This window comes from Halorubrum gandharaense (genome assembly GCF_054654575.1).
The window spans coordinates 477,619-502,626 of record NZ_BAAIET010000002.1 but is presented as its reverse complement, the minus strand read 5'-3'; the positions used below and the strand labels follow the sequence as shown (position 1 = coordinate 502,626).

The 25,008-nt window shown below is 68.2% G+C and carries 26 protein-coding genes and 1 tRNA gene; 6 read left to right on the top strand and 21 right to left on the bottom strand.

Going from position 1 to position 25,008, the window contains the following annotated elements; all coding sequences use genetic code 11:
* Positions 1–37: 37 nt before the first annotated feature.
* Genes ACYQ07_RS11475 through ACYQ07_RS11460 form a run of 4 tightly spaced genes read right to left on the bottom strand, consistent with a single transcriptional unit; the run spans position 38 to position 3,631 of the window.
* Positions 38–835 carry a phosphate ABC transporter ATP-binding protein gene (locus ACYQ07_RS11475; protein WP_459881663.1) on the bottom strand — a complete coding sequence of 266 codons (798 nt, stop codon included), beginning with the start codon at positions 833–835 and terminating at the stop codon, positions 38–40.
* Positions 832–1,692, bottom strand: a complete 861-nt coding sequence (locus ACYQ07_RS11470; protein WP_459881660.1) for a PstA family ABC transporter permease — start codon at positions 1,690–1,692, stop codon at positions 832–834. The genes ACYQ07_RS11475 and ACYQ07_RS11470 overlap by 4 nt, the downstream gene beginning before the upstream one ends.
* Entirely contained in the window at positions 1,689–2,639 is a 951-nt protein-coding gene (gene pstC, locus ACYQ07_RS11465; RefSeq protein WP_459881658.1) for a phosphate ABC transporter permease subunit PstC, read from the bottom strand. The genes ACYQ07_RS11470 and pstC overlap by 4 nt, the downstream gene beginning before the upstream one ends.
* A 5-nt stretch (positions 2,640–2,644) precedes the next feature.
* On the bottom strand, positions 2,645–3,631 hold the full coding sequence (locus ACYQ07_RS11460; protein WP_459881655.1) for a PstS family phosphate ABC transporter substrate-binding protein: 987 nt from the start codon (positions 3,629–3,631) through the stop codon (positions 2,645–2,647).
* 372 nt (positions 3,632–4,003) lie between these two features.
* On the opposite strand from ACYQ07_RS11460, the gene serS reads away from it, so the two are divergent.
* The gene (gene serS, locus ACYQ07_RS11455) at positions 4,004–5,374 is read left to right on the top strand and encodes a serine--tRNA ligase (protein ID WP_459881652.1); all 1,371 of its coding nucleotides are present in this window, start codon (positions 4,004–4,006) and stop codon (positions 5,372–5,374) included.
* Between the two features lie 68 nt (positions 5,375–5,442).
* On the opposite strand, the gene ACYQ07_RS11450 is transcribed toward serS, so the two are convergent.
* The 3 genes from ACYQ07_RS11450 to ACYQ07_RS11440 form a co-directional block, all read right to left on the bottom strand.
* Positions 5,443–5,847, bottom strand: coding sequence for a DUF8146 domain-containing protein (locus ACYQ07_RS11450; protein ID WP_459881650.1), 405 nt, complete (start codon positions 5,845–5,847; stop codon positions 5,443–5,445).
* Between the two features lie 143 nt (positions 5,848–5,990).
* Positions 5,991–6,653 carry an RPA family protein gene (locus tag ACYQ07_RS11445; RefSeq protein WP_459881647.1) on the bottom strand — a complete coding sequence of 221 codons (663 nt, stop codon included), beginning with the start codon at positions 6,651–6,653 and terminating at the stop codon, positions 5,991–5,993.
* Entirely contained in the window at positions 6,654–7,580 is a 927-nt protein-coding gene (locus ACYQ07_RS11440) for a replication factor A (RefSeq protein WP_459881644.1), read from the bottom strand.
* A 910-nt stretch (positions 7,581–8,490) separates the two neighbouring features.
* Between ACYQ07_RS11440 and ACYQ07_RS11435 the strand changes: the two genes are divergently transcribed.
* On the top strand, positions 8,491–8,793 hold the full coding sequence (locus ACYQ07_RS11435; RefSeq protein ID WP_459881641.1) for a DUF7091 family protein: 303 nt from the start codon (positions 8,491–8,493) through the stop codon (positions 8,791–8,793).
* 555 nt (positions 8,794–9,348) lie between these two features.
* Here the strand turns inward: ACYQ07_RS11435 and arcS are convergent.
* The 5 genes from arcS to ACYQ07_RS11410 form a co-directional block, all read right to left on the bottom strand.
* Positions 9,349–11,139: an archaeosine synthase subunit alpha gene (gene arcS / locus ACYQ07_RS11430; RefSeq protein ID WP_459881638.1), complete on the bottom strand. Its 1,791-nt coding sequence runs from the start codon at positions 11,137–11,139 to the stop codon at positions 9,349–9,351.
* A 116-nt stretch (positions 11,140–11,255) separates the two neighbouring features.
* Entirely contained in the window at positions 11,256–12,737 is a 1,482-nt protein-coding gene (gene tgtA / locus ACYQ07_RS11425; protein WP_459881635.1) for a tRNA guanosine(15) transglycosylase TgtA, read from the bottom strand.
* A 563-nt stretch (positions 12,738–13,300) separates the two neighbouring features.
* The gene (locus ACYQ07_RS11420; RefSeq protein WP_459881633.1) at positions 13,301–14,194 is read right to left on the bottom strand and encodes a CPBP family intramembrane glutamic endopeptidase; all 894 of its coding nucleotides are present in this window, start codon (positions 14,192–14,194) and stop codon (positions 13,301–13,303) included.
* 109 nt (positions 14,195–14,303) lie between these two features.
* Positions 14,304–14,873 carry an NUDIX hydrolase gene (locus ACYQ07_RS11415; RefSeq protein WP_459881630.1) on the bottom strand — a complete coding sequence of 190 codons (570 nt, stop codon included), beginning with the start codon at positions 14,871–14,873 and terminating at the stop codon, positions 14,304–14,306.
* Between the two features lie 69 nt (positions 14,874–14,942).
* Positions 14,943–15,143, bottom strand: a complete 201-nt coding sequence (locus tag ACYQ07_RS11410; protein ID WP_459881627.1) for a hypothetical protein — start codon at positions 15,141–15,143, stop codon at positions 14,943–14,945.
* A gap of 313 nt (positions 15,144–15,456) precedes the next feature.
* Here ACYQ07_RS11410 and ACYQ07_RS11405 point away from each other — a divergent pair, with 313 nt between their 5' ends.
* Positions 15,457–15,678, top strand: coding sequence for a hypothetical protein (locus tag ACYQ07_RS11405; RefSeq protein WP_459881625.1), 222 nt, complete (start codon positions 15,457–15,459; stop codon positions 15,676–15,678).
* A 129-nt stretch (positions 15,679–15,807) separates the two neighbouring features.
* Here ACYQ07_RS11405 and ACYQ07_RS11400 read toward each other — a convergent pair.
* The 3 genes from ACYQ07_RS11400 to trmY form a co-directional block, all read right to left on the bottom strand.
* Positions 15,808–15,880: transfer RNA gene (locus ACYQ07_RS11400), tRNA-Pro, on the bottom strand.
* Positions 15,881–16,033: 153 nt separating this feature from the next.
* Positions 16,034–16,441: a CHY zinc finger protein gene (locus ACYQ07_RS11395; protein ID WP_459881622.1), complete on the bottom strand. Its 408-nt coding sequence runs from the start codon at positions 16,439–16,441 to the stop codon at positions 16,034–16,036.
* Positions 16,442–16,443: 2 nt separating this feature from the next.
* Positions 16,444–17,040 carry a tRNA (pseudouridine(54)-N(1))-methyltransferase TrmY gene (gene trmY, locus ACYQ07_RS11390; protein WP_459881619.1) on the bottom strand — a complete coding sequence of 199 codons (597 nt, stop codon included), beginning with the start codon at positions 17,038–17,040 and terminating at the stop codon, positions 16,444–16,446.
* Between the two features lie 121 nt (positions 17,041–17,161).
* Between trmY and ACYQ07_RS11385 the strand changes: the two genes are divergently transcribed.
* Complete coding sequence (locus tag ACYQ07_RS11385) at positions 17,162–17,338, top strand: zinc finger HIT domain-containing protein (protein WP_459881616.1); 177 nt, start codon at positions 17,162–17,164, stop codon at positions 17,336–17,338.
* A 52-nt stretch (positions 17,339–17,390) separates the two neighbouring features.
* Here ACYQ07_RS11385 and pyrF read toward each other — a convergent pair whose 3' ends face one another.
* A complete protein-coding gene (gene pyrF / locus ACYQ07_RS11380; protein WP_459881613.1) occupies positions 17,391–18,221 on the bottom strand; it encodes an orotidine-5'-phosphate decarboxylase in 831 nt (276 codons plus the stop codon).
* 147 nt (positions 18,222–18,368) lie between these two features.
* On the opposite strand from pyrF, the gene ACYQ07_RS11375 reads away from it, so the two are divergent.
* A complete protein-coding gene (locus tag ACYQ07_RS11375) occupies positions 18,369–19,751 on the top strand; it encodes an ATP-binding protein (protein ID WP_459881610.1) in 1,383 nt (460 codons plus the stop codon).
* 29 nt (positions 19,752–19,780) lie between these two features.
* Here ACYQ07_RS11375 and ACYQ07_RS11370 read toward each other — a convergent pair whose 3' ends face one another.
* Both ACYQ07_RS11370 and ACYQ07_RS11365 read right to left on the bottom strand, forming a co-directional pair.
* Positions 19,781–20,224, bottom strand: a complete 444-nt coding sequence (locus tag ACYQ07_RS11370) for a hypothetical protein (RefSeq protein ID WP_459881607.1) — start codon at positions 20,222–20,224, stop codon at positions 19,781–19,783.
* Between the two features lie 94 nt (positions 20,225–20,318).
* Positions 20,319–20,696 carry a cupin domain-containing protein gene (locus ACYQ07_RS11365; RefSeq protein ID WP_459881604.1) on the bottom strand — a complete coding sequence of 126 codons (378 nt, stop codon included), beginning with the start codon at positions 20,694–20,696 and terminating at the stop codon, positions 20,319–20,321.
* Positions 20,697–20,847: 151 nt separating this feature from the next.
* On the opposite strand from ACYQ07_RS11365, the gene ACYQ07_RS11360 reads away from it, so the two are divergent.
* A complete protein-coding gene (locus ACYQ07_RS11360) occupies positions 20,848–22,032 on the top strand; it encodes a CBS domain-containing protein (protein ID WP_459881601.1) in 1,185 nt (394 codons plus the stop codon).
* 31 nt (positions 22,033–22,063) lie between these two features.
* On the opposite strand, the gene ACYQ07_RS11355 is transcribed toward ACYQ07_RS11360, so the two are convergent.
* The 3 genes from ACYQ07_RS11355 to ACYQ07_RS11345 all read right to left on the bottom strand — a co-directional run bounded on the left by ACYQ07_RS11355 (position 22,064) and on the right by ACYQ07_RS11345 (position 24,814).
* Positions 22,064–23,197: a signal peptidase I gene (locus ACYQ07_RS11355; protein ID WP_459881599.1), complete on the bottom strand. Its 1,134-nt coding sequence runs from the start codon at positions 23,195–23,197 to the stop codon at positions 22,064–22,066.
* Between the two features lie 63 nt (positions 23,198–23,260).
* Positions 23,261–24,178 carry a CARDB domain-containing protein gene (locus tag ACYQ07_RS11350; protein WP_459881597.1) on the bottom strand — a complete coding sequence of 306 codons (918 nt, stop codon included), beginning with the start codon at positions 24,176–24,178 and terminating at the stop codon, positions 23,261–23,263.
* A 72-nt stretch (positions 24,179–24,250) separates the two neighbouring features.
* Positions 24,251–24,814 (bottom strand): hypothetical protein, encoded by a 564-nt coding sequence (locus tag ACYQ07_RS11345; protein WP_459881594.1) that lies wholly within the window; start codon positions 24,812–24,814, stop codon positions 24,251–24,253.
* Positions 24,815–25,008 lie beyond the last annotated feature (194 nt).

The window sequence follows — 25,008 nt, the reverse complement described above, 5'->3', positions numbered from 1 at the left end:
CCCCGACATAAACCGTGGCGGTTCAATCCGTGGCGGTTCAATCCGTGGCGGCGACGGCGTACTTGTCGTCGGTCGGCCCGCTGACGAACCGCTTGGTCCGCTCGTGTTGGGGGTCCTCGAAGAACGACCGCACGTCGTTCGCCTCGACCACCTCTCCGAGATACAGAAAGACGACCTCGTCGGCAAGCCGCTTCGCCTGGTCCATGCTGTGTGTCACCATGATGATCGTGTACTCCGCGGCGAGTTCCGCCAGCGTCTCCTCGACGTTCTCCGCGGAGATCGGATCGAGCGCGGAGGTCACCTCGTCACAGAGCAGTACGTCCGGCTCGACCGCCAAGGAGCGGGCGAGACAGAGCCGCTGGATCTGTCCCGTTGAGAGCCCGGCGGCGGGCGCGTCGAGCCGGTCGCTCACCTCGTCCCAGAGGTTCACCTTGCGGAGGTGTCGTTCGACCAGGTCGTCGAGCTCGTCTTTCGAGTCGAACAGCCCGTGTATCCGAAGCCCGTAGGCGACGTTCTCGTAGATCGACAGCGGGAGCGCCGTCGGCTCCTGTGGCACGTAGCCGACCTGTTTTCGGATCTCCGGTGCCGGCTCGTCGGTGTCGTACACCGGCTCCCCACGGAGGAACACCTCCCCGGAGATCTCCACGTTCGGCTGGATGTCGTGGAGGCGGTCGAGCGCCTTGAGGTACGTCGATTTCCCACAGCCGGATGGGCCGATGATCGCAGTCAGGCGGTTCTCCGGAAACGCCAGATCAACTCCTTTGACGGCGTCGACGCGGCGGTCTCCGGTGTACGTTACGGCGAGGTTCTCGGTTTCGAGTACGGTGTTCGTCATGAGTTTCGACCTCCCGGCGCGAACCGGGCGTAGCGTCCGGCGAGCAGCTTCGAGGCGAGTATGAGTCCCAACACGGCGACGATCAGAACGAACGACGCGGCGTACGCGTGCGACCGCACCTCCGCGTTGAACGAGGTCGCCTGGTCGAAGACGAGCACCGGAAGCGTCGTCGCCGGCTCGAACAGCCCGCCCGGCATGCGCGTGCTCCGACCGGCGGTGAACAGGACCGTCGCGGCGTCGCCGACGCCGCGCGCGAACCCTATGATCACGCCGGCGACGATCCCCGGGAGCGCGGCGCGAGCCGTCATGACCGCGCTCTCGAAGCGGGTCGCACCGAGACCGTACGTCGCCGCTCGAACGGTGTCGGGAGCCGAGCGAAGCGCCTCGTCGGTGTATCGGGTCATGATCGGATACTGGAAGATCGCGATGGCGACGATGCCGTAGAACAGGCTCGTTCGTGCGCCGATCGCGATGACGATCGTCAACACGAACACGCCGTAGACGATCGGGGGGGTCCCCCAGAGCACGTTCAGGAACATGTTGGTGACGTCCGCGAAGCGCTCGCTGGAGTAGTCGCTCTGGAGGTACGACGCCGTCGAGACGGCGAGGACCATCGAGACGACCGTCGCGGGACCGACGATGAACAGGCTCCCGAGGACTGCGTGGAGGAACCCGCCGTTCGCCTCCAGCATGTACCGCGAGCCGGGTGGCGTGACGACGATCGTCGGATTCGCGAGGAGCACGCGACCGCCGCGCGCGAGCGTCACGCCGATCACGATCACCATCACGGCAAGGACGAGCGTCGTCGCCGCGCGGACCGCCACGCCGGCGATCCGCTCCGTCGTGTACCGGTTCATTGGTACTGCCACCTCCGCTGGAGCCGGCGACGGACCACCATCGCGGCGAAGTTGAACACCCAGACGACGACGACGAGCAGCAGTCCGACGAAGATCAGCGCGGACTGGGTGAGCGGCAGCGACATCAGCTCACCGAAGTCGTTGACGATGAGCGTCGGCAGGGTCTGTCCGGTCGAGAACACCGAGTCCGGCAGCTGGGTCTGTCCGCCGATCAGCATCGCCGGGACGATCGTCGCGCCGAACACCCGACCGAAGCCTAACAGTACGGCCGAGAAGATCCCCGGACCCGCCGCGCGCAACAGGACCGAGCGGATCGTCTCCCACTCGGTCGCACCGACGCCCAGCGACGACTCCCGGAGCTCGTCGGGGAGCGCCTCAAGCGATTCGACCGACAACGAGATCATGAAGGGGGTGACGACGATCGCCATCACCAAGCTCACGGTCAGGATCCCGAGTCCAGTCGCGTCCGCGCCGACCGCGGGCGCGAGGTAGTTGCCGACGAACGGGACGACGACGACCAGCGCGACCAGCCCGAAGATCACGCTCGGTATCGCCGCGAGCACGTCGATGAACGAGGAGACGAGCGTTTTCCGCCGCCCCTCGGCGTACTCGGCAATGTACACCGCCGCGAGGATCGCGATCGGCGCGCCCATCGCCATCGACAGGATCGTCACGTAGATAGTCCCGACGATCGCCGGGAAGAACCCGAACTGGTTCTGTGCCGGGTCCCAGTTCGAGGAGAGCAGGACCTCGCTCAGCGGGTACTCGGCCAACAGCGGGAGCGACTGGTAGAACAGCGCCACCACGATCGCGACGAACAGCCCAACGGCGAAGTAGCCGGCACCGCGGAGCCAGTAGCTGCTCAGTCGCTCGACGAGGAGGCGGCGATCGCGACGTGACGGTCGGCCATCGTCCCCCGGATCCGTCCCTCCCGAGTGTTCGCTCATTCGAACTACGACCCGTCAGGGAGCGCGTCCTGTGCCGCTTCGAGCCGATCCTCCTCAAGCGGGACGTAGCCGTTCTCGCGAACGTACTGCTGACCCTCCGTGAGGACCCACTCGACGAAGTCGGCCGCCTCGCTCCCGAAGCCGCCGTCGGACGCGAGGAACATCTCACGGGCCGGCGGTGCGGGGTAGTCGCCGGCCTCGACGGCACCGAGGAACTCCTCTCGGGTCTCGTAGAAGTCCTCTTCGGGGTCGAGTCCGGTCCCGTCGCCGTCGAGCGGGATCGGCCGGATGTCGCCTTCCAGCTCGCCGCTCGAAAGATCATACACGTAGTTGATGTTGTTCAGCGAGATCGCGTTCGCCTCGTTGCCGATCGCCTCCGCGACGGGCTGGTCGCCGTTGTGGTTCGCGTCCGCCAGGTTCTCGAGCTCGTTTTGGGTGTATGCGCCGTCCTCGCCGGCGAGGAAGTCGCCCCACTGCTTGTACGCTGCGGACGCGTCGGACCGCCCGTAGACGACGATCTCCTCGTCGACGTCGGCGTCGACGAGCTCGCCCCAGTTCGTCACCTCCTTGGTGAAGACCTCCTCTAGGTCCTCGCGGGTCAGCCCCTCCGCCTGTAGCTCGTCGAGGACCGGGTTCTCCGCGTTGACCGTCCCGACGACCGTGTCGATGAGCATCGGGACGGCGGACAACCCCTGATCCTCCTCTTCGGGCTCCGGCTGACGGCCCATCATCGCGATATCAACCTGATCGTTGAGCACGTCCGAGACGCCGACGCCGGTGCCGCCGCCGGAGACGTCGAAGGTCGCGTCAGTCGTTTCCTCGTACAGGTCGACCCAGACCTCGACCATCGGGAGCGGGCCGACTCCGCCGGAGATCCGCACGGTTCCGTTGCCGTTTCCGTTTCCGCTTCCACCCACGCAGCCGGCGAGCGAAGCGACCGCAGTACTGCCGATGAGACCGAGCGCGGATCGCCGCGAATGTGTTCGAGCCATCTACGTCGACGTACTCCCCGGAGGGTGGTTACGTTCATGTAATCGTCAAAGTTGAGTGATGATTCCCGAGTGGTGCAAGTATCTCCGACATCTCGGCTCGTCAACAGCTACGCAGCACACCGCCCGGCTGGCCGAACGGGTTCGGCCGCGGATATCCGGGATGCCCGTGGGTCGTCGTGTCCGCTCTCGCAGCGTTCGAGTTCGCCGTCGCGGACCATCCGCCGTCGGTCTCGGAACCACCTTCGGGCGATCGACGGTCAGGTGGTGTCGGGTCTTATTGCCGGTATGTTCGTCGGCAGCCGGCACCCGGACGCTGGCAACGAGACTCGCGCTCCGATACGGTTTTGGGCCATCCGGCGGAATCCCCGACAAATGCTCTCTCGACAGTTCGTCCGTGAGAATCCCGAGACGGTGCGTGAAGCCCTCGCAAACAAGGGCGTCGACGTCGACCTCGACCGCATCCTCGCGGTCGACGAGGAGTGGCGCGAGCTCAAACAGCGCGGCGACGACCTGCGTCACGAGCGCAACCAGGTGTCCTCGAAGATCGGCGAGCTGAAAGCCGCCGGCGAGCACGAGGAGGCCGAGGAGGCCATCGAGCGCTCACAGGAGCTCAAATCCGAGCTGCAGGAGATCGAGTCGCGCGCGGACGAGCTGGAGGCGGAGCTGGAGGAGTCGCTGCTCGAACTCCCGCAGATCCCCCACGAGTCGGTCCCGGTCGGCGAGGACGAGGACGAAAACGTCGAGGTCCGCCGCGAGGGGTTCGACGCGCTCCGCGAGCTCCCCGAGGCGGTCGAGCCCCACTACGACCTCGGCGAGCGGCTGGAGATCCTCGACTTCGAGCGCGGCGCGAAGGTGTCCGGCGGCGGCTTCTACTTCGCGAAGGGCGACGGCGCCCGCCTCGAACACGCGCTGATCCAGTTCATGCTGGAGCTCCACCGCGAGCAGGGGTACCACGACGTGTTCCCGCCGCTCCCGGTCAACTCGGCGTCGATGCAGGGGACGGGTCAGCTGCCGAAGTTCACCGAGGACGCCTACCGCGTTGAGGGCACCAACGAGGAGGAGTACGACGACGACGATCTCTGGCTGCTCCCCACCGCGGAGGTCCCCGTCACCAACCTCCACCGTGACGAGATCCTGCTCGACGAGGACCTTCCACTCAAGTATCAGGCGTACTCGCCCAACTTCCGTCAGGAGGCCGGCGAGCACGGCACCGAAACCCGCGGGATCGTCCGCGTCCACCAGTTCAACAAGGTGGAGATGGTGAACTTCGTGAAACCGGAGAACAGCTACGACCGACTCGACGGCCTCGTCGACGAGGCCGAGGAGGTGCTCCGCCGGCTGGAGCTCCCCTACCGAATCCTCGAGATGTGCACCGGCGACCTCGGCTTCACGCAGGCGAAGAAGTACGACATCGAGGTGTGGGCGCCCGCCGACGACATGGAGGACGGCCCCGAGGAGGGCGGGCGCTGGCTGGAGGTGTCGTCGGTGTCGAACTTCGAGGACTTCCAGGCGCGCCGGGCCGGCATCCAGTACCGCGAGGAACACCACGAGTCGGCCGAGCACCTCCACACGCTCAACGGTTCGGGGCTCGCGGTCCCCCGCATCGTCGTCGCCATTTTGGAATACTACCAGAACGAGGACGGCACCGTGACGGTTCCCGAGCCGCTCCGCCCGTACATGGGCGGCACCGAGGTCATCGACGGCCACGACGCCGTCGGCGAGTCGAAGCTCGGCGAGGAGTAGCGCAGCTGGCGGGTGGCGGGTTCAGTGGATGAAAACGCCGGCGGGCGCGGGCGACGATCGGCTGACCGCTATCCGAGCCGGAAGGAGGGTTCGTCGGGCTCGCCGTCGAGGTCCTCCAGCTGGATCACGTCCTCCTCGCCGTCCTCCAGCTGCTCGCGGAGGTAGTTGACGTAGCGTTTGTGCTCCTCCAGCTGCTCGCGGAGGTGGTCGGCTTCGAGTTCGAGACGCTCGTGCTCACGGACGAAGCTCTTGGGGACCTCGATCTTCGGGGGGAACGACTCCTCGCCCTCGCCCATGCTCTCCAGCTCGGATTCGGGAACGACGCGGACCTGTCCGTCGTGGGCAACGAGCGTGTCCACGTAGTCCCGGAACACGGCCGACAGCGAGATGTCCCGCTCTTCGGCGATGTCGCGGAGAGTCTCGAACGCGTCCTCGTTGACGCGGAACGAGATCGTCTTGTTCTTGTTGCCCATCAACGGCCAATCGTGGCGCGTCGCACTTAAGCGTTTGTCAGACGCCCGCACGGACGGTTGCCGTCCGCCAGCATCGTCGCCGGCAGCAGCGTCGCCGTCCGCAGGGCGTCGTCGTTACGACCGGGGGCGTGCCGCCGGAGCGGTCAGAGTTCCGGGGTCTCGACGTCGTCGTCAAGCGCGGCGTCGGTGGTGCCGCCATCGCCGGCGCGTTCGCCGCCGGCGGACCCGGCGCTCGCGCTCTCGTCGAGGTCCTCCAGCGCGGCGAGCGCGGCGGCCTTGTACGTGGCGGGGTCGAGGTCGTACTCCTCGCGGGCCATCCGCGCGTACTCGTTGCCCTCGTCGTCGAAGGCGGCGACGCGTTCGAGCGTGCGCTCGGCGGCCTCCACGACCCAGCGGTCGCGGACCGTCTCGTCGACCGCGGTGATCGACTCGGGGCGGACGGAGACGCGGATGTCGCCGTCGTCCGTCTCGTAGGCGCGCGGCTTGCCGACGACGGCGACGTACGCCGGTGTCTCGATGTCGCGGATGGTGGCGGCGGCCTCGGGCTGGTACTGGCCGGCGTACGCGAAGAACGTGCCCGTCGGGTCCACGATCCGGGCCTGCCAGTACTCGGCATCCTCGCCGACGTCCTGTTTCTCGGTGAGCGTACCAACGAAGAACACGCGGTTGGCCGACTCGCCCGTCGGCAACAGCAGGTAGCGGGGCGCGCGGTCGTCGTCGGACTCCTGGAACATGTAGCCGGCGTCGTTGAACTCGCTTGCGAACACGCGCCGGGCGACTTCTCGGGTGGGGGTTGACTGACTCATTTACATCGACCTCGCTTTGATCAGCGCACTTTCAACGTCGACCGGACCGGGCTCCTCCATCTCGTCGACGAGGACGTACCGGCCGAAGACGGGACCGGAGACGCGGTAGTAGCGACCCAGCAGGTCGCCCTGCATCTCCTCGGCGACGACGGTGGTGTCGAGCGCGTCCATCGCCATGTCCTTGGCCTCTTCGAGGGTGATCCCCGTGAGGTCCTCGGTGGCCTCGCGGTCGAAGATGACCTCGTGGACGGACTCGCCGTCGTCGAGGACGGCCTTGATTCGGAGGTCGAACTCGCCGTCGACCTGGCCGTGCTCCGAACACCGGCCGTTCTGGAGTACGCGGGTGCAGTCCTCCTCGGGGCAGCGCTTGATGAGCCCGGAGCCGGACTGGATGTCGACGAGCGCGCCCTCGACGGTTTCGGCGTTGTCGCCGACCTCGACCTCCTCGTCGAGTTCGGTGATGCCCGTCGTCCGGTTGAGCTTCACCGAGTAGTTGCCCTCGTACTCGTCGGTGACGACGTTCGAGAGGCTGTACGACTTCCCCTCCTCCAGCTCGGGGAGCTCGGAGGTGGCGAAGGAGACGAACTTGATCGTTCCGGACTCGTCGCCGACGAGCCCGACCTGTGCGACCGCGTCGCTGCGCGGCTCCCAGAGGTCGACCAGCTTCACGCGAAGGTCGACCCACTGTTCGTCCTGGTCGATGTCGTTCACTTGGACGCGCTCGCTGCCGCCGCGGCCGAGCTCGTCGCGCTCCATGCCGGCATCGTCGAGGTAGCTGTTGGTGACGCTCCGGCGCGCCTCGTCGAGGGGGACGCGGTACTCGTTGACGAGGTTTTCCAGTCGCTCCTCGACCTCGTCGGCCGAGACGTCCAGGTGGTCCGAGAACTGTTCCGCTATCGCTTCCGCTTCCTGTCGCAGTTCGCTCATGGGTGTGTCGCCTCCGGTCGTGTTTCAATGGGAGGCGTACGCCGATTGGTTCCTCATGGTATTAAAAAGTCCGCAAGCAGGGTGAAAGTGGTTCGCCGCGCCGTCCCCGAAACAGCGCCAAAGCCCGCGAGCGCCGGCGTACGCGGCGGGTTTGCGAGCGTGGGTCGCAGCCCAAACCGCCGGCGTCAGACGCTCGTCAGCCAGACGCGGGCGCCGTTTCGAGTGGAACTGTGTGACACACCCACCCCGAATTCGGGAGCGCGACGACCCAACAGCCCGAACGCGTGGCGCGCCCCCGAGCGCCCTGATAGGGGCGCGAGGGGAGCGCGAGGGAGGACGGCGGCGGCCGCGGCGGTGCGGTCCCGCGGCCGCCGTCGGCCGAGGCTGGGGAGGCGTGAGGTGCGGTGCGGTGCGGGGTGGGACTCAAAGGGGCAGCCGGCGAGGACGAAGGCGGACGAAGTAAGCACCGCAGTGAGCGGAGCGAACGAGGAGCGCAGCGAGTCCCCCGAGTCCCGCGAGCTTGCGAGCGGGACCTCGGAAGACGCAGCCCGCGAGCGAAGCGAGCCGGAACGTCTTCCGGTGGTCGTCGCCGGCTGGGGCTTTGGCGGTGTTCGTCGTCGTGTTCACCTCTTAAACTGCTCAACTCGCTTATACGGAGCCGGCTGGGGCTTTGGAGGCGTTCACCGTCGTGCTCACCACTCAACCCGCTCAACTCGCGTATAAGACGCCGACAGGGGAGTTGGTGACCCTGATCACCGAACGTGCCGTCCTCACACCGCTCACCACTTATAAGCACCAGTCGTGAACGTCACAATCGTCCGCCGGCGCACCCCCGTCACCACTCGCTTATAATCTCACCTCCGAGCCCGAACGGCAACGGACATATCCGGGAGCATCACCCACTACGTCCATGGACGACCGGCTCGAACGCGTGCTTCGCCAGCAGCTCCGGAAGGCCGGCAAGCAGTACGAGGAGGCGAAACGCGCCTATCGTGAGGGCCACGAGGATCGCGCCGGCGAGCGCGGCGGCGCCGACGACTACGACCTGCCGACGGACGAGTCGGGCAACGCCCGGATCGTCTGCCGGCGTCACGCCGAAAAGCGGGCGGTCGCCGTCGACCCCGAGGGGCGACCCGCCTGCTTCGAGCCCGGCCACCCGGACTGCGAGGGCTGTGCGGAGGACGTACGCGAGGGATACGTGGAGACGTGGTGAGTGACGGAGTGACAACGCACACCGCCAAAGCTCCAGCCGGCTCTTTTTAAGTGGGTGCTGGAGTGAGAACGACGACGAACACCGCCAAAGCCCCAGCAGGCTCTTTTTAAACGGTTTGTGTGATGAGCACGGCGTCGACCACGGAGAACACGACCGCCAAAGCCCCAGCCGGCTCCGGTCGAGGGGCTTGCTGCGCGCTTTTCAGGGCGTCTCTCCGCACCGCCCGACGCCCTGAAAAGTGCTTACGTCGCCCGTCTTTCCGGAGCCGGCTGCCCCTTTGAGTCCCACCCTACCCCGCAACCGCACCTCACGCCTCCCCAGCCTCGTCGTCGCCTGCGGCGACGACTCCCTCGCGCGCGTTTCTCGCGCGCGCCGACCGCCCGTCGAGGGTTTAAAAAAGGTGCGGCGGAACCACTCCCGGCCGTTTATCAGCGATCGCCGCTGTCGCTGGCTGCGACACCCACTCCCGATGGCGACTAATAAACGGTGTCCGTCGACCGGCTGTATTACGCCACATCCTGCCTGCAGCAGAGAGTTTCAACGGAGCCGAAACGCCTACTTCTCGTCGCAGTGCCGCACTTCGCTGGCGATGCCCCGCGTGGACTCCACCATCTCCGGCCCGGACATCTCCGCGCGGCCGACGGCGAACGCCTTCGGCCCCTCGATGACGACCTCGTCGCCGGGGCGGATCGTGTCGTCGGCGTCGACGACGCCGGGCGCGAGCACGGAGCCGCGCGGGACGAACCCGTCGATCGTCACGCGCTTCGTGGGTGCGTCGCTTTCGACCCACTGACGAGCACCCTCCAGCGTAAAGGAGAGCGTGCCGTACTGCGGCACCATCGTCGCGAGCTGTGCGCCGGGCTCGCCGCCACGGCCCGCCTCGGGGTCGTCGGTGCGAACCTGAAGCTTGGGGTAGCGGCCCGTCGTCCGAATGTCGCCGAACAGCTCGTCGCCGGCGCCGTCGCCGAGCAGGTAGTCCGCGATGGCGCGGACCGTGTTGTGCTCGCGCTCGCGCTTGCTGTAGGCGGGCTCGCCCTGGAGCGCGGCGTTGAGCTCCCCGAGCGACTCGTCGGTCGTCGGGTGGTCGACGCAGGTGTACTCGAACGGGATGTCGATCGCGGGGTCCGACTCGACGCGCTCGCAGATCTCGCGGTAGCCGTGCTCGGGCAGGTGGGCGATCACCCGCGAGTAGCCGTTGTTGCGCACCAGGTAGCGGCGGAGCACCTCGGCGACGAACGTGATCTCGTCCTCGCTCCAGTCGCCGGTCACCACGCTGTCGTAGTGCTGGGCCGGGTAGGTGGTCTCCAGCTCCTGGGGGACGACGCCGATGGGCGAGGTCATCGAGACGGTGTGGCCGCGCCACTCGATCGCGTCGTGGAACTGCCGGTGGCTCTGGGAGTCGCTGTACGGCTTGGTTGCCGAACAGGGCACCAACACGAGCGGCTGGTCGGAAAACCGGTTGCGGTACCGGCTCGTCACCCGGTCGGCGAAGCGCTGGATCTCGACGCGGTCGAGCGACTCCGCGGTCGCCGCCGTCACCTCGGCGTCGCGCATCAGGGGCGTCCGCTGTTCGAGGTACGACCACTGGTCGTCGAACTCCCGGAAGGCGGCGGTGAGCCACTGCTCGTGGCGCGCCTGGCCCTCGATGTAGTCGCGCAGCCGGCCCGCGCGGATCCGCTCGCGGACCCGACGGAGTTCGGCGGCAAGCGCGTTGACGTTGTGGTCGGCACAGTCCGCACGGGTGAACTCCGATCGGGGTTTTGCACACGCCGGGCAGGCACACGGCAGCTCCGTCAGGTCCTCCAGGAAGTGCTGGGCGTCGGCGGTGAGGTACATTCCCTGCGTCCCCTTCGTTCGTGCGAGCGATTCGTCGACGAGGTCGACGCCGGCGTACGCCAGCGTGGCGACGTTCAGCGGCGTGGCGACGCCCGAGAGGTAGAGCGCGGTGTCGGCCGGCAGCGCCTCCTTTGCGCGCACGATGGCGTCGCGGAACGCCTCGCCGTGGCCGACGAAGCCCGACGCGTCCGAGAGGATGTAGGCGTCCGCGCCCGCGGGCTCGGCACTTTGGCTGTCCACCACGGCCGCCGAGGGGAACTCCACGTCCGGGTGGTCGACGGCGAACGACTCGCGTACCGGCTCGCGGGTCCCGGCAGGAAGTGAGCGGTGCGGCAGGATGGTGAGGGCGCTTTCGTCGCCCTCCGGCACCTCTCGCTCGCCCGCCCAGAGACTGCCGGCGTCCTCGACGACGGGGTCGGCAAGCGCCGGCGTCGTCACGGGCTCCGAAAGGCGGAGCTCGCCGACGCGGGCGGCGCCGTCCCGCTCGTGAACCTCGAAATACTCGGTCATACGCCTCATCATGGGGGGACGCTCAACTGTGTTGTGTTCCGGTGGCGCCGGGCGCGGGCGAAGCCGCGAGTGCGAACCGGGAGTACGCGACCGGCATCGGCGCCGAATCGCGACCCTTACCGCCCGATCTCCTGTAGATTCTCCATCTCGACCCGGTCGGGGACGACCGCGAGCGCGGCGTCGCCCCAGCCGTCGTGGCCGACGACGATCTCCGTGTCGGGGTTCGCGGCGGCGAGGCTTGCGACGCCCGCGGCGGCCGCCTCCTCGGCCGCCCGGTCGGTGCGCTCGGGGACCTCCGCGGTGAGCGGGTACGTCTCCGAGAGCGCCTTCGGGTAGGGGCCGAACGGGGGTTTCAGCCGCCAGACGGCACCGTAGTCGTGGTCGGACGGGGCGTTCGACTCCGTCACCAGCAGCCGGTCGGGCGTCTCCAGCCGGGCGAGCCGGTCGTGGTGCCGGCGGACTTCGGGCCGACGCGCGGCCTCGTGGGAGGTGTAAAAGAACGTCCCCTTCGAGACGGGGTCGGTGCGCTCCAGCTGGTCGGCCTCGTCGAGCAGCGCGCGGAACCCGTCGAGCATCGCGGGATGCCCGCGGGCGCGCCGGTCGACCAGTTCGAGCAGGTTGCCGTCGCGGATGGCCGCCTTGATCCGGCGGAGCTCCTCGAAGGTGACGTGGAGATTGTGCTCGGCCAGCAGTTGCTCAGTCTCGTTGTCGTCGCGGTCGCGGAGCTCGGCGGGTGTGTTGTCGGCACACACCGGACACGAGCAGGGGAAGTACTCCATCTCCTCAAGGTGCTCCGTGCCGGAGACGGTGAGGTAGCGCCCGTCGCGCGCCATCAGCGCGTACGCCGCGGAGTCGAACAGGTCGCAGCCGCAGGCGACGGCGAGCGCGAGCATCATCGGGTGGCCCGCGCCGAACAGGTGGACCGGACAGTCCGGGTCGAGCCCGCGTTTCGCCCCGAGCACGGCCTCGACCATGTCGCCGTAGCGGTAGGCGTTCATCATCGGCACCATCGCGCCCACGGGGAACACGTCCAGGTCCGTGGCCGCGGCGTGGCGGCCGGCCTCCTCGCGAAGGTCGGGGTACGTCGAGCCCTGCACCGGCGCGTTGACGAGCATCTCGCCCGTGTCGGCGGCCTCGGCGTCGGCGAGCGCCTGTTTGGTCGTCGCCAGTTCTTCCTCGGCGCGCTCGCGGTCGACGTCCGGCGGCGTCGGCACGTCGACGGGGGTTGCCACGTCCGTCCCGATCCGGCGCTGGAACTCGATGATCTCCTCGGTCGTCACGTCGATGTCGCCGTACTCCGCCAGCTGGAAGGAGCCGGAGTCGGTCATGATCGCGCCGTCGAAGCCGAGCATCTCGTGGAGCCCTTCTTCCAGCGCCTGCTCGCGAACCCGGTCGGTGCTGTGGATGATGTAGGAGTTGGTGATCAGCATCTCCGCGCCGAACTCCTCACGAAGTCGGCTCGGTTCGATCGTCACCACGTTGGGGTTGACGACTGGCAGCAGCGCCGGCGTCTCGACGGTGACGCCCGCGCTGGGGACCTCCAGACGGCCGATACGGCCGGCGCCGTCGTGGTCCCGGATCTCGAAGTGGTCGCGCATACACCGGCTTTCCGGGCGCCGGCGGTAAGGGTTGCGTTCGGATTCGAAACCGGACGGAGGGATCCGGTGAAACATATCGGGAGTAGGTGTTTCAGATCGTCGCCGGCGATGTGGTATATAAAGGACCGAGAGTAGAAGCAACGTCTCACTTATAAACGAGATGCGGTGCGGTGGCGCGCCCGGCGAGCGCCTTATAAGGCGCTCGTCGGCGCGCGAGGGAGTCGTCGCCGCAGGCGACGACGAGGCTGGGGAGGCGTGAGGTGCGGTTGCGGAGCGGTGCGGGGTGGGACTCAAAGGGGCAGCCGGCTCCGGGAAGACGGGCGACGTAAGCACTTTTCAGGGCGTCGGGGTGTGCGGAGAGACGCCCTGAAAAGCGCGCAGCGAGCCCCTCGACCGGAGCCGGCTGGGGCTTTGCAGGCGGTCCTCATGTGCGTCGCACCAACGACTCTCCGACCAAATACGTCTTATAAAGAGCACTCAACCCAACCAACGACCCACCTATAAATCCCATCGCCAACCACGTACAACACCTACTCCCGATCCCACTCACCGAGGCCCGCTCCTTAGAACCCGAGTAGGGGCGCGAGCGTGGCGAGCGCCGTCGCGGCGCCCTCGCCGGCGAGCTCCTCGAACTCCTCAAGGTCCTCGCCGAAGGTGGCGACGATGTAGATGAGCGTCATCAACACCGAGTTGTGGAGTCCGTGGAGGAGCGCAGGCACGACGAGGTTCCCGGTGTACTCGTAGACGGCGCCGAACACCAGGCTGGGAGCGAACAGCACGGCGACGGTGACGAGCCGCCCCTCGATCCCGCCGGTGAGCGCGATGACGTGGATGGCCGCGAACAGCGCCGAGGCGATGACGATGGCCGGCGCGGCCGACATCGACTCCCGGAGCCGTCCCTGCACGACGCCCCGGAACAGCACCTCCTCGGCCGGACCAACGACGAGGAACATCGCCAGGATGAGGATCGGGATGATCTCCGGGTTGTCGAACGCCATCTCGGCGCTCTGGTTGGCGGCGGGCTCGGCGCCGAGCGCCTGCACGAGCAGCGAGATGAGGATCGCTGAGCCGAAGATGACGACCCACCCGCCGATCACCAGCCCCAACTCCAGCAGGGAGGGACGCCGAATCCCGAGATACGACACGACGCCCGACCAGTCGAAGCCGCGCCAGCGGAGGTACGCCAGGCCGACGCCGATGAACCCCACGTACTGGGCGATGGCGATCGAGACACCGACCTGGACGCCCGGCGAGAAGGGCAGCGGCGCGGTGAGGAGCGAGGTTCCGAGCGACGCCAGCACCATTACGAGGACGCCGCCGACCGAGAGTGCTAGCGCCGCCACCACCGCGATCCCCGTGGAGTCCGAGACGGATCCGGGGTCATCCGCCGGTTCGTCGGGCGAGTCGCCGGCCGCCGCGTCCGTCTCCCCGTCACGGGGAGTGGAGGGGTCCGTCATACCCCACCGTTGAACCGGCGACGCCAAAGACCTGTCCGTCGGCGAATGGCTCTACCGAACGGGGAACGTGCACCCCGACCAGCGACGGTCCTCGCCGGCGGCGACCACGTCACCGGCGCGTGAGTTCGTACTGGAGCACGCCGGTCGCCGTGCGCCCGTCTCGGAGTTCGCCGTCGACGACGCTCGCGAGCAGGTCGTCGTAGTCGACCACCGTCACCGCGATCGACTCGTTGTCGTCGAGGTCGCGCTCGGCGGTCGGCTCACAGCCGTGTGCCAGAACGTGGTGATGCACCGAGTCCGCGATTCCGTTGGAGGGTTCCACCGTGATCAGGTGCTCGAAAGCGTCCGCCTCGTAGCCCGTCTCCTCGGCGAGCTCGCGGGCGGCCGCGCGCTCCAGCACCGTCGAATTGGGGTCCCCGTCGGCGTCCGCGGGCACCTCGTCGACCGTGCCCGCCGGTAGCCCGCGGTTGGTCCGCCCGACCGCCTGTCGCCACTCGTCGATCACGACCACGTCGCCGTCGGGTGTGAACGGGAGGACCACGACCGCCGGCGGCTCCTCGACGTAGTGGTACTCGTCGTCGGTGCCGTCGGGAAACCTGACCGCGTCCCGGCGCACGTCGAAGCCCGGGCAGGTGTAGTCGATCGCCGTATCGGTGGTCTCCCACGCGAGTTCGTCCATGGTCCACGGTCGCCCGTCGGCACGGAAAAACTGCCGGCGTACTGCTGCCGGCGGGCTGCCGCAGGCCCGCTACCTCGGGCGCCCGCCGTCGGTGGAGAGCGACGCTCCGCCGACACCCGCTCCGTCGGCCTCCGTCCCGTCCTCCGCAGCCATGCACAGTTGGAGCGCCTCCCGAAGTTGATATCGGGCCTCGTCGTCCTCCGCTGCTTCGAGCGGTCGCCGGAGTCGAGCTGCGACCGCGGCGCCCGACCCGTTCACGTCGCCGGTCATCTCCCGACCGACACCGGAGTTCCACAGATACCTTCTGGCCGTTTCGCTGGCGCGCGCGACCGCCGGCGATGTTCATCCGGCCGATCCCCGACCGAATCCGGCCCGGTTCTCCGCGAGGCATGCGGACCCGGACACACTCCGTTCGACGGGATTCGATCTGCCAATACCGCCCGTTTCACGCGTTTCAGGGAGTTTCTAGCGGTGTTTCAGGATGTCGAGGGTCCGCCTTCGTCCCGCCAAATCGAGGAAAATCCGGATTAATCCGGGTACAGCACGACCTCGTGTTAAGGGGATAGCCGCCGGTACGTGAACCATGTCGAGTTGGGACGACGAGCACGTTCGCGACCTCGTCGACGAACTGGAGCGGCTGGACAAGGTCTCGCCGGCGGTCGCCGACCGCGCCCGGACGGCGGTCGCCGAGGGACGCCACCGCGAGGCGCTCGACCTCGTCCTCGACCGGACCGACGAGTGGACCGCCGGCACGCCGAGTCGAACCAACGGGCACGGGTCCTCCGCCGGCGGCAGTGAGGACTAAGCAGGATTCTTGGGAGCGCAACGGGACTCGCCACCGAGCGCTCGCTTCGCTCGCGGGGATCGGGGTTGGGGTACGGCCACCAGAACGACGCCACACCGGCGGCTCACGAACGTTGAAAGGGGGTAGAAATGGGCCGGCTCAGATTCGAACTGAGGTTACGGCCACCCGAAGGCCGAAGGATACCAAGCTACCCCACCGGCCCGCGTTTGTTCCAACGCCGCTCGTTCCTTTAACGCTTCCGAAACCGTGAACGGTGGACAGGGCGTGACACGGGGCGGGCTCGGGGGTGGACACGGGAGTGGACGCGGGAGCGAGTGAGAGAAGGCCGCCGAGCGTGCCGGCGCCCGCCGGCGAACTACGCCTCGAAGTAGCGGTCCCGATGTGCCCGGCAGCCGGGGTTGAACGGTGCTCCACAGTGGGGACAGGCGTCGTCGCCGTCGAGGTACTCGCGAGCCGTCAGCGTCTCGCGGCAGACGCCACACAGCACGGCGGGCTCGTCGAACCGGCCGCGAGGCCACGGCTCCGCTGGGTGGTCGGTCGACTCTCGGTGGCAGGCGTCACAGGGGTAAAACGTCTCACAGCAGCCGAATCGGAGCGCGACGACATCCACGGGGTCGTCCCAGTGGCTACAGCGTGTCTCGGGATCGACGGCGATCCCCCGCAGGAGAACCGGAAACCGGTCGTCGAGCGCGGGGGCGCGGGTGGTTCGGCGATCGTCGTCAGCATCGTCGACGTCGTCAGCGGTCGACTCCCGCTCCGCCATGGTCAGTAGGTGGTGTAGCCGTCAGTGTCGAGCCAGTTGTGCGCCACCGTGATCGTGTGGTCGGCGTGGAGCAGCTCGGGACCCACCCGAACCCGGCGGTCGCTCCGCTCCGCGAGGAGGTCGGCCTCCGCCTCCGTGAAGTCGTTGTGGTCCGAGAGCACGAAGATCGGGTCCGCGGGCGGCTCGGCCTCGACGAGCGGGTCGCCGTCCTCGTGGAGTTCCACGAGCGTCCCCTCGCGGTCCAGTCGGTCGAGGGTGGCCTCGACGCCCATCCGCCGGCACTCGACGCCGGGCGACACGTCCGCGGGCATGTGGCCGATCGCCTCGTCGCGGGCGGCGAGCGCGTCGCGGATCCGCGCGGCGACGTTGCGCTCGTCGGGATGGAGGTGGCGGAGCGACGCGGAGTCGAAGGTGATCGTGAACGTGTCGTCATGGACCAGATGGACGCGCACGTCGTCGCGGATGCCGTGTGAGAGGAAGACGCTGGCGCCCACACAGCGGCACAGCAGGTCGAGCCGGCCGGCACCGGGGAGGTCGTCGAACGAGATCGGGTCGGGAGTCGTCGGCGCGTCGTGGCCGACGACGACGAACTGGCGCATGCCGGAGGGTCGGTCCGGGGCGTCATAAGCCGCCCGAACGCCATCCTGATCCGATCGGGGGCTCGCCACGAGCCGCTCGACGGCCACAGCCTTGATACCGCGCCCGTTCGGCGACCCCTACATGAGCGTCGAAGGACTCTGTGACGTGTGCGAGGCCGCGGAGGGACGGTACACCTGTGACCGCTGCGGCGCGTTCGTCTGCCCGAAACACTGGGATGCCGACGCACACGTCTGTCTGGAGTGTGCGGAGGTCGCCGAGGACCCCGACCAGCCGAGCGGGTTCAAACTGGACGACTAGCCGGCGTGGCGGTGGAAGGGCGAGGGAACGAGGGGGAAGACGACACCGGCTCTCAGCGGAACCGGTTGAGCCGCTTTTTCAGGCGTTTGGCGGCGTCGCCGGCGGCGCCGAAGTAGGTGGCCTCGTCGTCGGGTGCGGACGACTCCTCGCCGGCGAAGATGATCCCGCGCGAGGAGTTGACGAGCCCGACGTCCACGTCGGCGCCCGGATAGTCGGCAAGCCCGTGCTCGACGGCGGCCTCGGCGTCGCCGCCCTGTGCGCCCACGCCCGGGACGAGGAAGGGAATCTCCGGGACGATCTCGCGGACCTCGGCCAGCTCCTCGGGCGCCGTCGCGCCGACGACGAGCCCGACGTTGCCGTTCGCGTTCCACACGTCCGCGAGCGCGGCGACGCGCTCGTACAGCGGCTCGCCGGAGGCGAGTTCGAGGCCCTGCAGGTCCTCCCCGCCGGGGTTCGACGTGCGACAGAGGACGAAGACGCCCTTCTCCTCGCGGTCGAGGAACGGCTGGAGCGAGTCGCGGCCCATGTAGGGGTTCACGGTGATCGCGTCCACCCAGTCGAGCACCTCGGAATACTGGCGGGTCGTGTTGCCGATGTCGGCGCGTTTGGCGTCGAGCAGCACGGGGACGCCCTTCCCCTCGGCGTACGCGGCCGTCTCCTTCAGCGCGCGCCAGCCGTCCGCGTCCTCGTAGAAGGCCGCGTTCGGCTTGTAGCAGGCGGCGTGCTCGTGGGTCGCGTCGATGATCCGGCGGTTGAACGCCCACCGCGGGAGGTCGGCGTCGGCGACGAACTCGGGGAGCCGGTCCGGGTCCGGGTCGAGTCCCACGGAGACCACGCTGTCCGTCGCGGCGGTCCGGTCCGCGAGCGTGTCGAAAAAGCCCATGGAGAGGGCGTCGCACTCCCCGACACTAACCGTTGCGTTCGACGGGTGCCGGTCGTCTCCGGTTCCGGTTTGGCGTCGTGCGCGGTCGACGCCGGTGACACCGTCGGTTCGACGGCCTTAAGCGGTCGACGGGACTACCTCACGGGGATGAGTGACCCGGCGCTCGACGTAGTCGAGTTCGTTCTGACTGCCCACCTCTACACCGAGAACCGCGACCTCGACGAGAACGACCTGCCGCCCCGCTTCCGGCAGGTGTTCTGGTCGGCTGACGCCGCCGAGGACGCCCCCGGCGGCGTCGAGCGCCCCTTGAAGGCGACCGGCGAGGCGGCCCGCACCGCCACCGGCGTCGAGCGCCCGTGGGAGGCCGTCTCGGAGCTGCTGTTCACCCAGCGCACGGAGTTCACCGGCGAGATCACCCTCACCCAGCCCGATATGGCGCTGGAGTGGGTGGTCGACAACGCCGACCCGGACCGGATCGCGTCCAATCCCACCGTAATCGCCGCCCTGGAGACCGAATCCGACTTTTCGGCGCCCGTCTCACACGAGGAGGCGCGCAGCGACGTGCGCCCCATCCAGGCCGACCGCGTCTGGATCGACGCGCTGCTCGCGGAGTACTTCGACGAGGACGACGACGCGGAGATGCTCGACCTCGTCAACGTCCGCGCGCCCGAGGAGATCGAGACGACGCTCACCGACCTCGTGCTCACGGGCGACCAGGAGGGCGAGATCCAGAAGATCGTCAAGGCGATCGAACACCGCGAGTACCTCGCGGAGATCGGCCTTCGGGAGATCGGCAAGCTCCTGTTCGTCGGCCCGCCGGGCACCGGGAAGACGACGATCTCGCGGGCGCTCGCCCACGAGCTCGGGCTCCCGTTCGTCGAGGTGAAGCTCTCGATGATCACCAGCCAGTACCTCGGCGAGACCGCCAAGAACGTCGAGAAGACGTTCGAGGTCGCAAAGCGACTCTCCCCGTGTATCCTCTTCATCGACGAGTTCGACTCCGTCGCGAAGACCCGCCGCTCTGACGAGCACGCCGCGCTCAAGCGTGCGGTCAACACCCTGCTCAAGTCGATCGACGACATCTCGCTCGTCCGCGACGAGGTGCTGCTGATCGGCGCGACAAACCACCCGGACCAGCTCGATGCGGCCGCCTGGCGCCGGTTCGACGAGATCGTCAACTTCCCCAAACCCGACGAGGAGATGCGCGCCGACATCCTGCGCGTCGTCACCCGGGACATGCAGATCGCCGACTTCGACCCCGAGGAGGTCGCCGAGCGCACGGCGGGGCTCACCGGCTCCGACCTCCGAATGGTCCTCCGTGAGGCCGTCCTCGAAGCGCTCACCGAGGACCGCATGATGATCACCCAGGACGACGTGATGTCCGCCGTCCAGGACTTCGAGGAGCGGGACAACCTGAAGAACATGGACATGATCGAGGGCGAGGGCGCCGAGATCGTCGGCGAGACCGCCGGCGACGGCGGCCACGATCACGGACACGACCACGAGGACGGGCACGACCACGACCACTAAGCGGTTCGTCTTTTCTCCGTCCGTCGTCGCTACACCGTGGCGATCGCCTCGGTCTCCACGGAGCCGTCGGGCGCCACCCGGAGGTCGTACGTCTCCGCACCCGAAGCGGTCCCCTCGTGTCGTTGCTCGCCGTCGACCAGCACGGTGAACGAGCAGGAGTCGCCGGCCTCCTCGCGCCGGACGACGGCCGCGTCGCCGGGTTCGAGGGTGCGGGGCTCGTCGAGACAGCTGCTCTCCAGCGTCACCGACTCGTAGTCCGCGGACGGCTCGTCGTCGTCCTCCTCCTCCCCTTCCTCGCTCTCGCGAACATCGGCCGAGAGCCGGACCGCGCGGCTGCCGCCCTGCTGTTCGTGGTCCGAGGGGTCCGGGTCGCCGGCGCCGTCGCCGTCGTCGAGACAGCCGGCGAGCGCGACCGGGACGAATGCGGTCGAAACGAGCGCGGCGGCGGACCGGAGGGCGTGGCGTCGGCGCATGGCCGTCAGGTCCGCCGGCCCTGATAAGTGTCTTCGGGCTGGCGCAGGCGGCCGCCGGATACCGGTCGCCGGCGGCCGGCGACCGCTCCCTCCTCTACTCCTCGACCAGCTCGATGGTGTCGTCGCCGTTCGGGACCGCACAAATGAACGCGCCGGCCTCGTCACCGTCGTTGCGGTACCAGTGTTCGACGCCCGCCGGGATGAGGAGGCTGTCGCCGGCGGCGACGACGTGCTCCTCTTCTCCGATTCCGACCGTGTACTCCCCCTGAAGCACGTACTGCTCGTGTTCGACCGCGTTGGTGTGACGGGGCACCTCGGCGCCGGGATCCAGCTCGAATCGGCGGATGGCGAAGTTCGGCGCGCCGTCCGTTTCGTCGAGCAGGACGCCCTTTCGCATGCCGTCGGCGGCGCCGACCGGCTCGTAGGTGACGTTCTCGCCGCGTTTGACGACCGGTTTCGGTGAGTCGCTCATACGCGATGCTGTGCCGTGCGCTCACTTAAAAGGGCGCCCGGCGGGGCGGCCGACGAGCGTCACGCCGTGGCGCCGGCGTCCGACGAGTGTCGTACCGGAATGCCGCCGCCCGCCCCGACCTTATAAGCGGCCCCCGCCCCAACGACGGACCATGCGTGGAATTCGGATCGGGAGCGCCTTCGGCATCCCGATCAGACTCAACTGGACGTTTCTGCTCATCCTCCCGGTGTTCGCGTTCCTCATCGGCTCACAGCTCCCGGAGATCGCCGAGGTGATGAACCAGGCGATGGGCGCCGGCATCGACGTCGACGCGCTCGCCGGCGGCTACATGCCGTGGCTGCTCGGACTCGCCGCCGCACTCGGGCTGTTCGCCGGCGTCACGCTCCACGAGTTCGGTCACTCGTTGGTGGCGATGCGCTACGGCTACGAGATCGAGTCGATCACGCTGTGGCTGCTCGGCGGGCTCGCCAACTTCGCGACGTTCCCCGAGGACTGGAAACACGAGTTCTGGATCGCGGTCACCGGGCCGATCGTGAGCATCGCCGTCGGGATCGCCTGCTACGGCGTGTTCTACGGCGTCCAGATCGCGGCGCCGACGGGTGCCGACGCCCTCCTGTTCGTGTTCGGCTACCTCGCGATCCTCAACATCGTACTCGCGGTGTTCAACATGCTGCCGGCGTTCCCGATGGACGGCGGGCGCGTGCTCCGCGCGCTGCTGGCGCGCAATCAGCCGCACGCACAGGCGACCCAGACCGCGGCGGCGATCGGGAAGGTGTTCGCGTTCATGATGGCGATCGTCGGCCTGTTCGGCAACTGGATCCTCATCCTGCTGGCCTTCTTCATCTACATCGCCGCCTCCGGCGAGGCCCAGCAGACCACCCTGAAGGCCGCCTTCGAGGACGTGACCGTCGCAGACGTGATGACGCCCCGCGAGAAGCTCCACACCGTCTCGGAGGACACCACCGTCGCGGAGCTGATGAACCGGATGTTCAGCGAGCGCCACACCGGCTACCCCGTGATGAAACGCGAGGAGCTCGTCGGCATGGTCACCTTGGAGGACGCCCGCGAAGTTCGGGAAGTCGAGCGTGACGCCTACACCGTCGCCGACGTGATGGAGCGGGATGTCCAGTCGGTGACGCCCGAGACGGACGCGATGGACGCCCTGCAGTCGATGCAGGAGCACGGCGTCGGCCGCCTGCCTATCATCGACGCCGACGGCGAGCTCGTCGGGCTCATCTCCCGGACCGACCTGATGACCGCGTTCAACATCATCCAGACCGGCGGCGCGCCGAGCGTGCTCCGCGGTCGCGGAGCCGAGGACGACGGGCTCTTCTAACGGGAACAGTACCGCCACGAAACGCTCTGTTTCACCGAAACAGCCGGCGCACGCGCTCCCCGACCGGCAGGTCGCGGCTCGTGTCCCGCACCCGACCTGTCCCGAGTGCACCGACGACGATTCCGACGACGCTAACGCCGACGAGCAGGTTGATCGCGCCCCACGCCGCGACCGGACTCACCCCGTGGAGCGCCGCTAGCACCGACGGCGGCAGCAGGAGAAGGTAGCGGTGCTGTGAGACGGCGACCGTCCGCTCCTCGTCGGGCGGTGGTGCCGGGACCGTCAGCGTCGCCTCCGCGCTCTCCCCGCTGGCGACGGCCAGTCCGTTCGGGTCGACCGCCGTCTCCGCGTCGCGGGTTTCGACGGCGACGAAGGTTGCCACCAGTCCGTCGTTGACCGCACGTATCTCCTCGTGGACCGGCTCGCCGGACGCGATCCCCGCCTCGGACGTGTCGTCGCCGTCGATCACGACCTGCTCCGCCCCGCTCGGTCCCACCATCGCGGCGTTCGCCGGGATCAGCACCACGAGCAGGAGGACGAACGTGACGCGCCGGGTGTTCACCCCGCGTCTGCGGGCGCCCGTCCGGTCGCGGCTCCGCTCGGTTCGCCCGCCGACGGCCGACAGCGCAAACAGCGCGAGGCCGGTCACGAACAGGAGCGTTCCGACGCCCTGCGCGCCGACGAGCGCGCGCGTGCCGAGCGCAGCCGCAACCCGTTCCTGTGCGGCCAGCACCGCCGACTGCGTCCCCATCACGGCCGTCCCGAGGTGCGGGATCGCGACCACGTCGTCGCCGGGGCCCGCCGCGTGTGCGACGATCCGGTCGTCGGTGACCGGCGGCTCCCCGCCGTCCTGGTCGGTGAAGGGGTTGGCGTCGCCCTGCGTCACGTAGCCGTCCGCGGTCTCGTCGACGACGCGGTGGGTCGTCAGCCCGCCGTCGTGGAGCGTCTCCGCCTCGAAGACGACCACGTCGCCCGGTTCGGGGTCGTCGGCGACCGCGGCCGGGACCGCAACGAAGCCGTCGCCGGCGGACACCGTCGGCTCCATGCTGTCGCTGGTCACGTAGCCGAGCAGCACCGGCTGGCCGGCGAGCTGACCGGCGACGAGCGCGAGCGCGCAGACGACCAGCAGGGCCGTCACGAGGCTGCCGAGCACGTCCGAGTCCATTCGACGTGTACATCCTCCGCAATCCGCGCCGATAACGGTGATGGGCGAACGGACCGCCCCCGGCTACGAGCGGATCCGGCGGACGCCGTAGCCGACGGCCGTCAGAGCGAGCAGGGCGACCAGCAGCCACGCGGGGACCGCCTCGGTCTCCGGCTCGATCACCTCGGCGGCGACCGCACCCTCCGCGGGCGTCGCGGTCGGGGCCTCCGTCGGTTCCGGCGTCGCAGTCGGCGTCTCGGTCGTCCCGGCGCCGCTCCCGCCGTTCGCGGTTCCGGAAGCCGCCCCGTCGTCGCCGACCGTGACCGTTCCGACGGTCGTGTTCGCGAGTCGGAGCTCGTACTCGCCCGGCTCCTCGAACGTGACCGCGAACTCCCGCGGCCGCTCCTCGTCGACCGCGAGCGACGTCGACGCCTCGGCGACCGGCTCGCCGTCGGCGTACAGCGTCGGCTCGAACGTCCCCCGCGCGTCGCCCTCGTTATAAAGGGTCGCGTACACGACGACCTCCCCGCCGGGGTCGACCGCCGTCTCCGACAGCGACGCGCGCACGCCGAAGTCGGGGGTTCCGCCGCCGCCCCCGCCGCTCGACACGGGCGACTCCTCGGCATGGAGCGTCACGGATTCGAGGACGACGCCGGGCTCGCCCGCGTCGACGAGCAGCCCGAGCGTCACCGACTCCTCCGGTTCGAGTGCGAAGGCGTCCGCCTCGCCGTCGACTGGCTCGCCGGTGTCCATGCGGTAGACCGTCACCTCCTCGGCGTCGTGGTCGATCCAGACCTTGTCGGCGTTCGCGTCGCTTTCGGGGGCGCCGGCGTACGCGACGACGAGCAGGTCGTCGACGACCGTCTCCGCGGACGGGTTGAGCCCGCGGATCTCGACCGCGATCTCGTCGTCTTCGAGCTCGGCGTACGCCTGCCCGTTGAGGCTGTCCGCCGGCGAAAGAAACAGCTCCGCGTCGTGGCGCACCTCGTCCCCGAGTATCACTGCTGCAGTTCCAGTCGAGACTCCAGCTGAAAGAACGAGGATCGAGAGGACGAGGGGCCGAACATGCATTCCTTAAGTTTGGTGTGCGGTATTCTCAGCGGAGAATGTGATGTCCCCGTCCTCGAACTCCTCACCCTCTACGAATATCTCGACAGCTACTGAAGCATTCTCCGACGAGGAGAGAGTCACCTCCTCAGATTCCTCGTGTAGGTCAACGAGGCTCCCATCGGGATCCTCGGCGATGAGTTCGATATTGTCGTCGCCGTCCCCGATATCGTCTACCTCTGCTTCAACTTCGATCTCTTCACCGGAGTCGAAGGACTGATCGGTGTTGTTCTCGATGCTGAAAGCACTCGTAGTCACCTCGTCGCTAGTGTCATCGACTTCTCCGAGTCTAACGGTCGATTCCGGATTAACGTCGTCGAGGTTGATCGCCAATTGTGAGTTACTTACTCCTTCTACGTCATCATCGTCGTCTGCGTTAAGGCCCACCTGTGCCTCGGCGTCTTCTGCGACATCGACCGTTACCTCACGCTCCGCTTCAACACTCGTAAACGCGCCCGATCCGAACGCCGCACCAGTACCGACCGCAGCCGCGCCGAGTCCTGCGAGGACGTTTCGACGGTTCAGGTTCATGATTGCACTCCGGCCAACGCCGGATTACTGCTTATATAATGGCCACGTGATCAGGATCAGGGTCGGCGATATCGTTCTCCCGCTCGACCCGGGACTGGCTCACGCACGGCCATAATCCGGATCAGACCTCCCGTGATCCGGGTTTCGTCGGGCGGTTTCCGGCGCCGGCGTCGACATCTCAGACGCCGTAAACA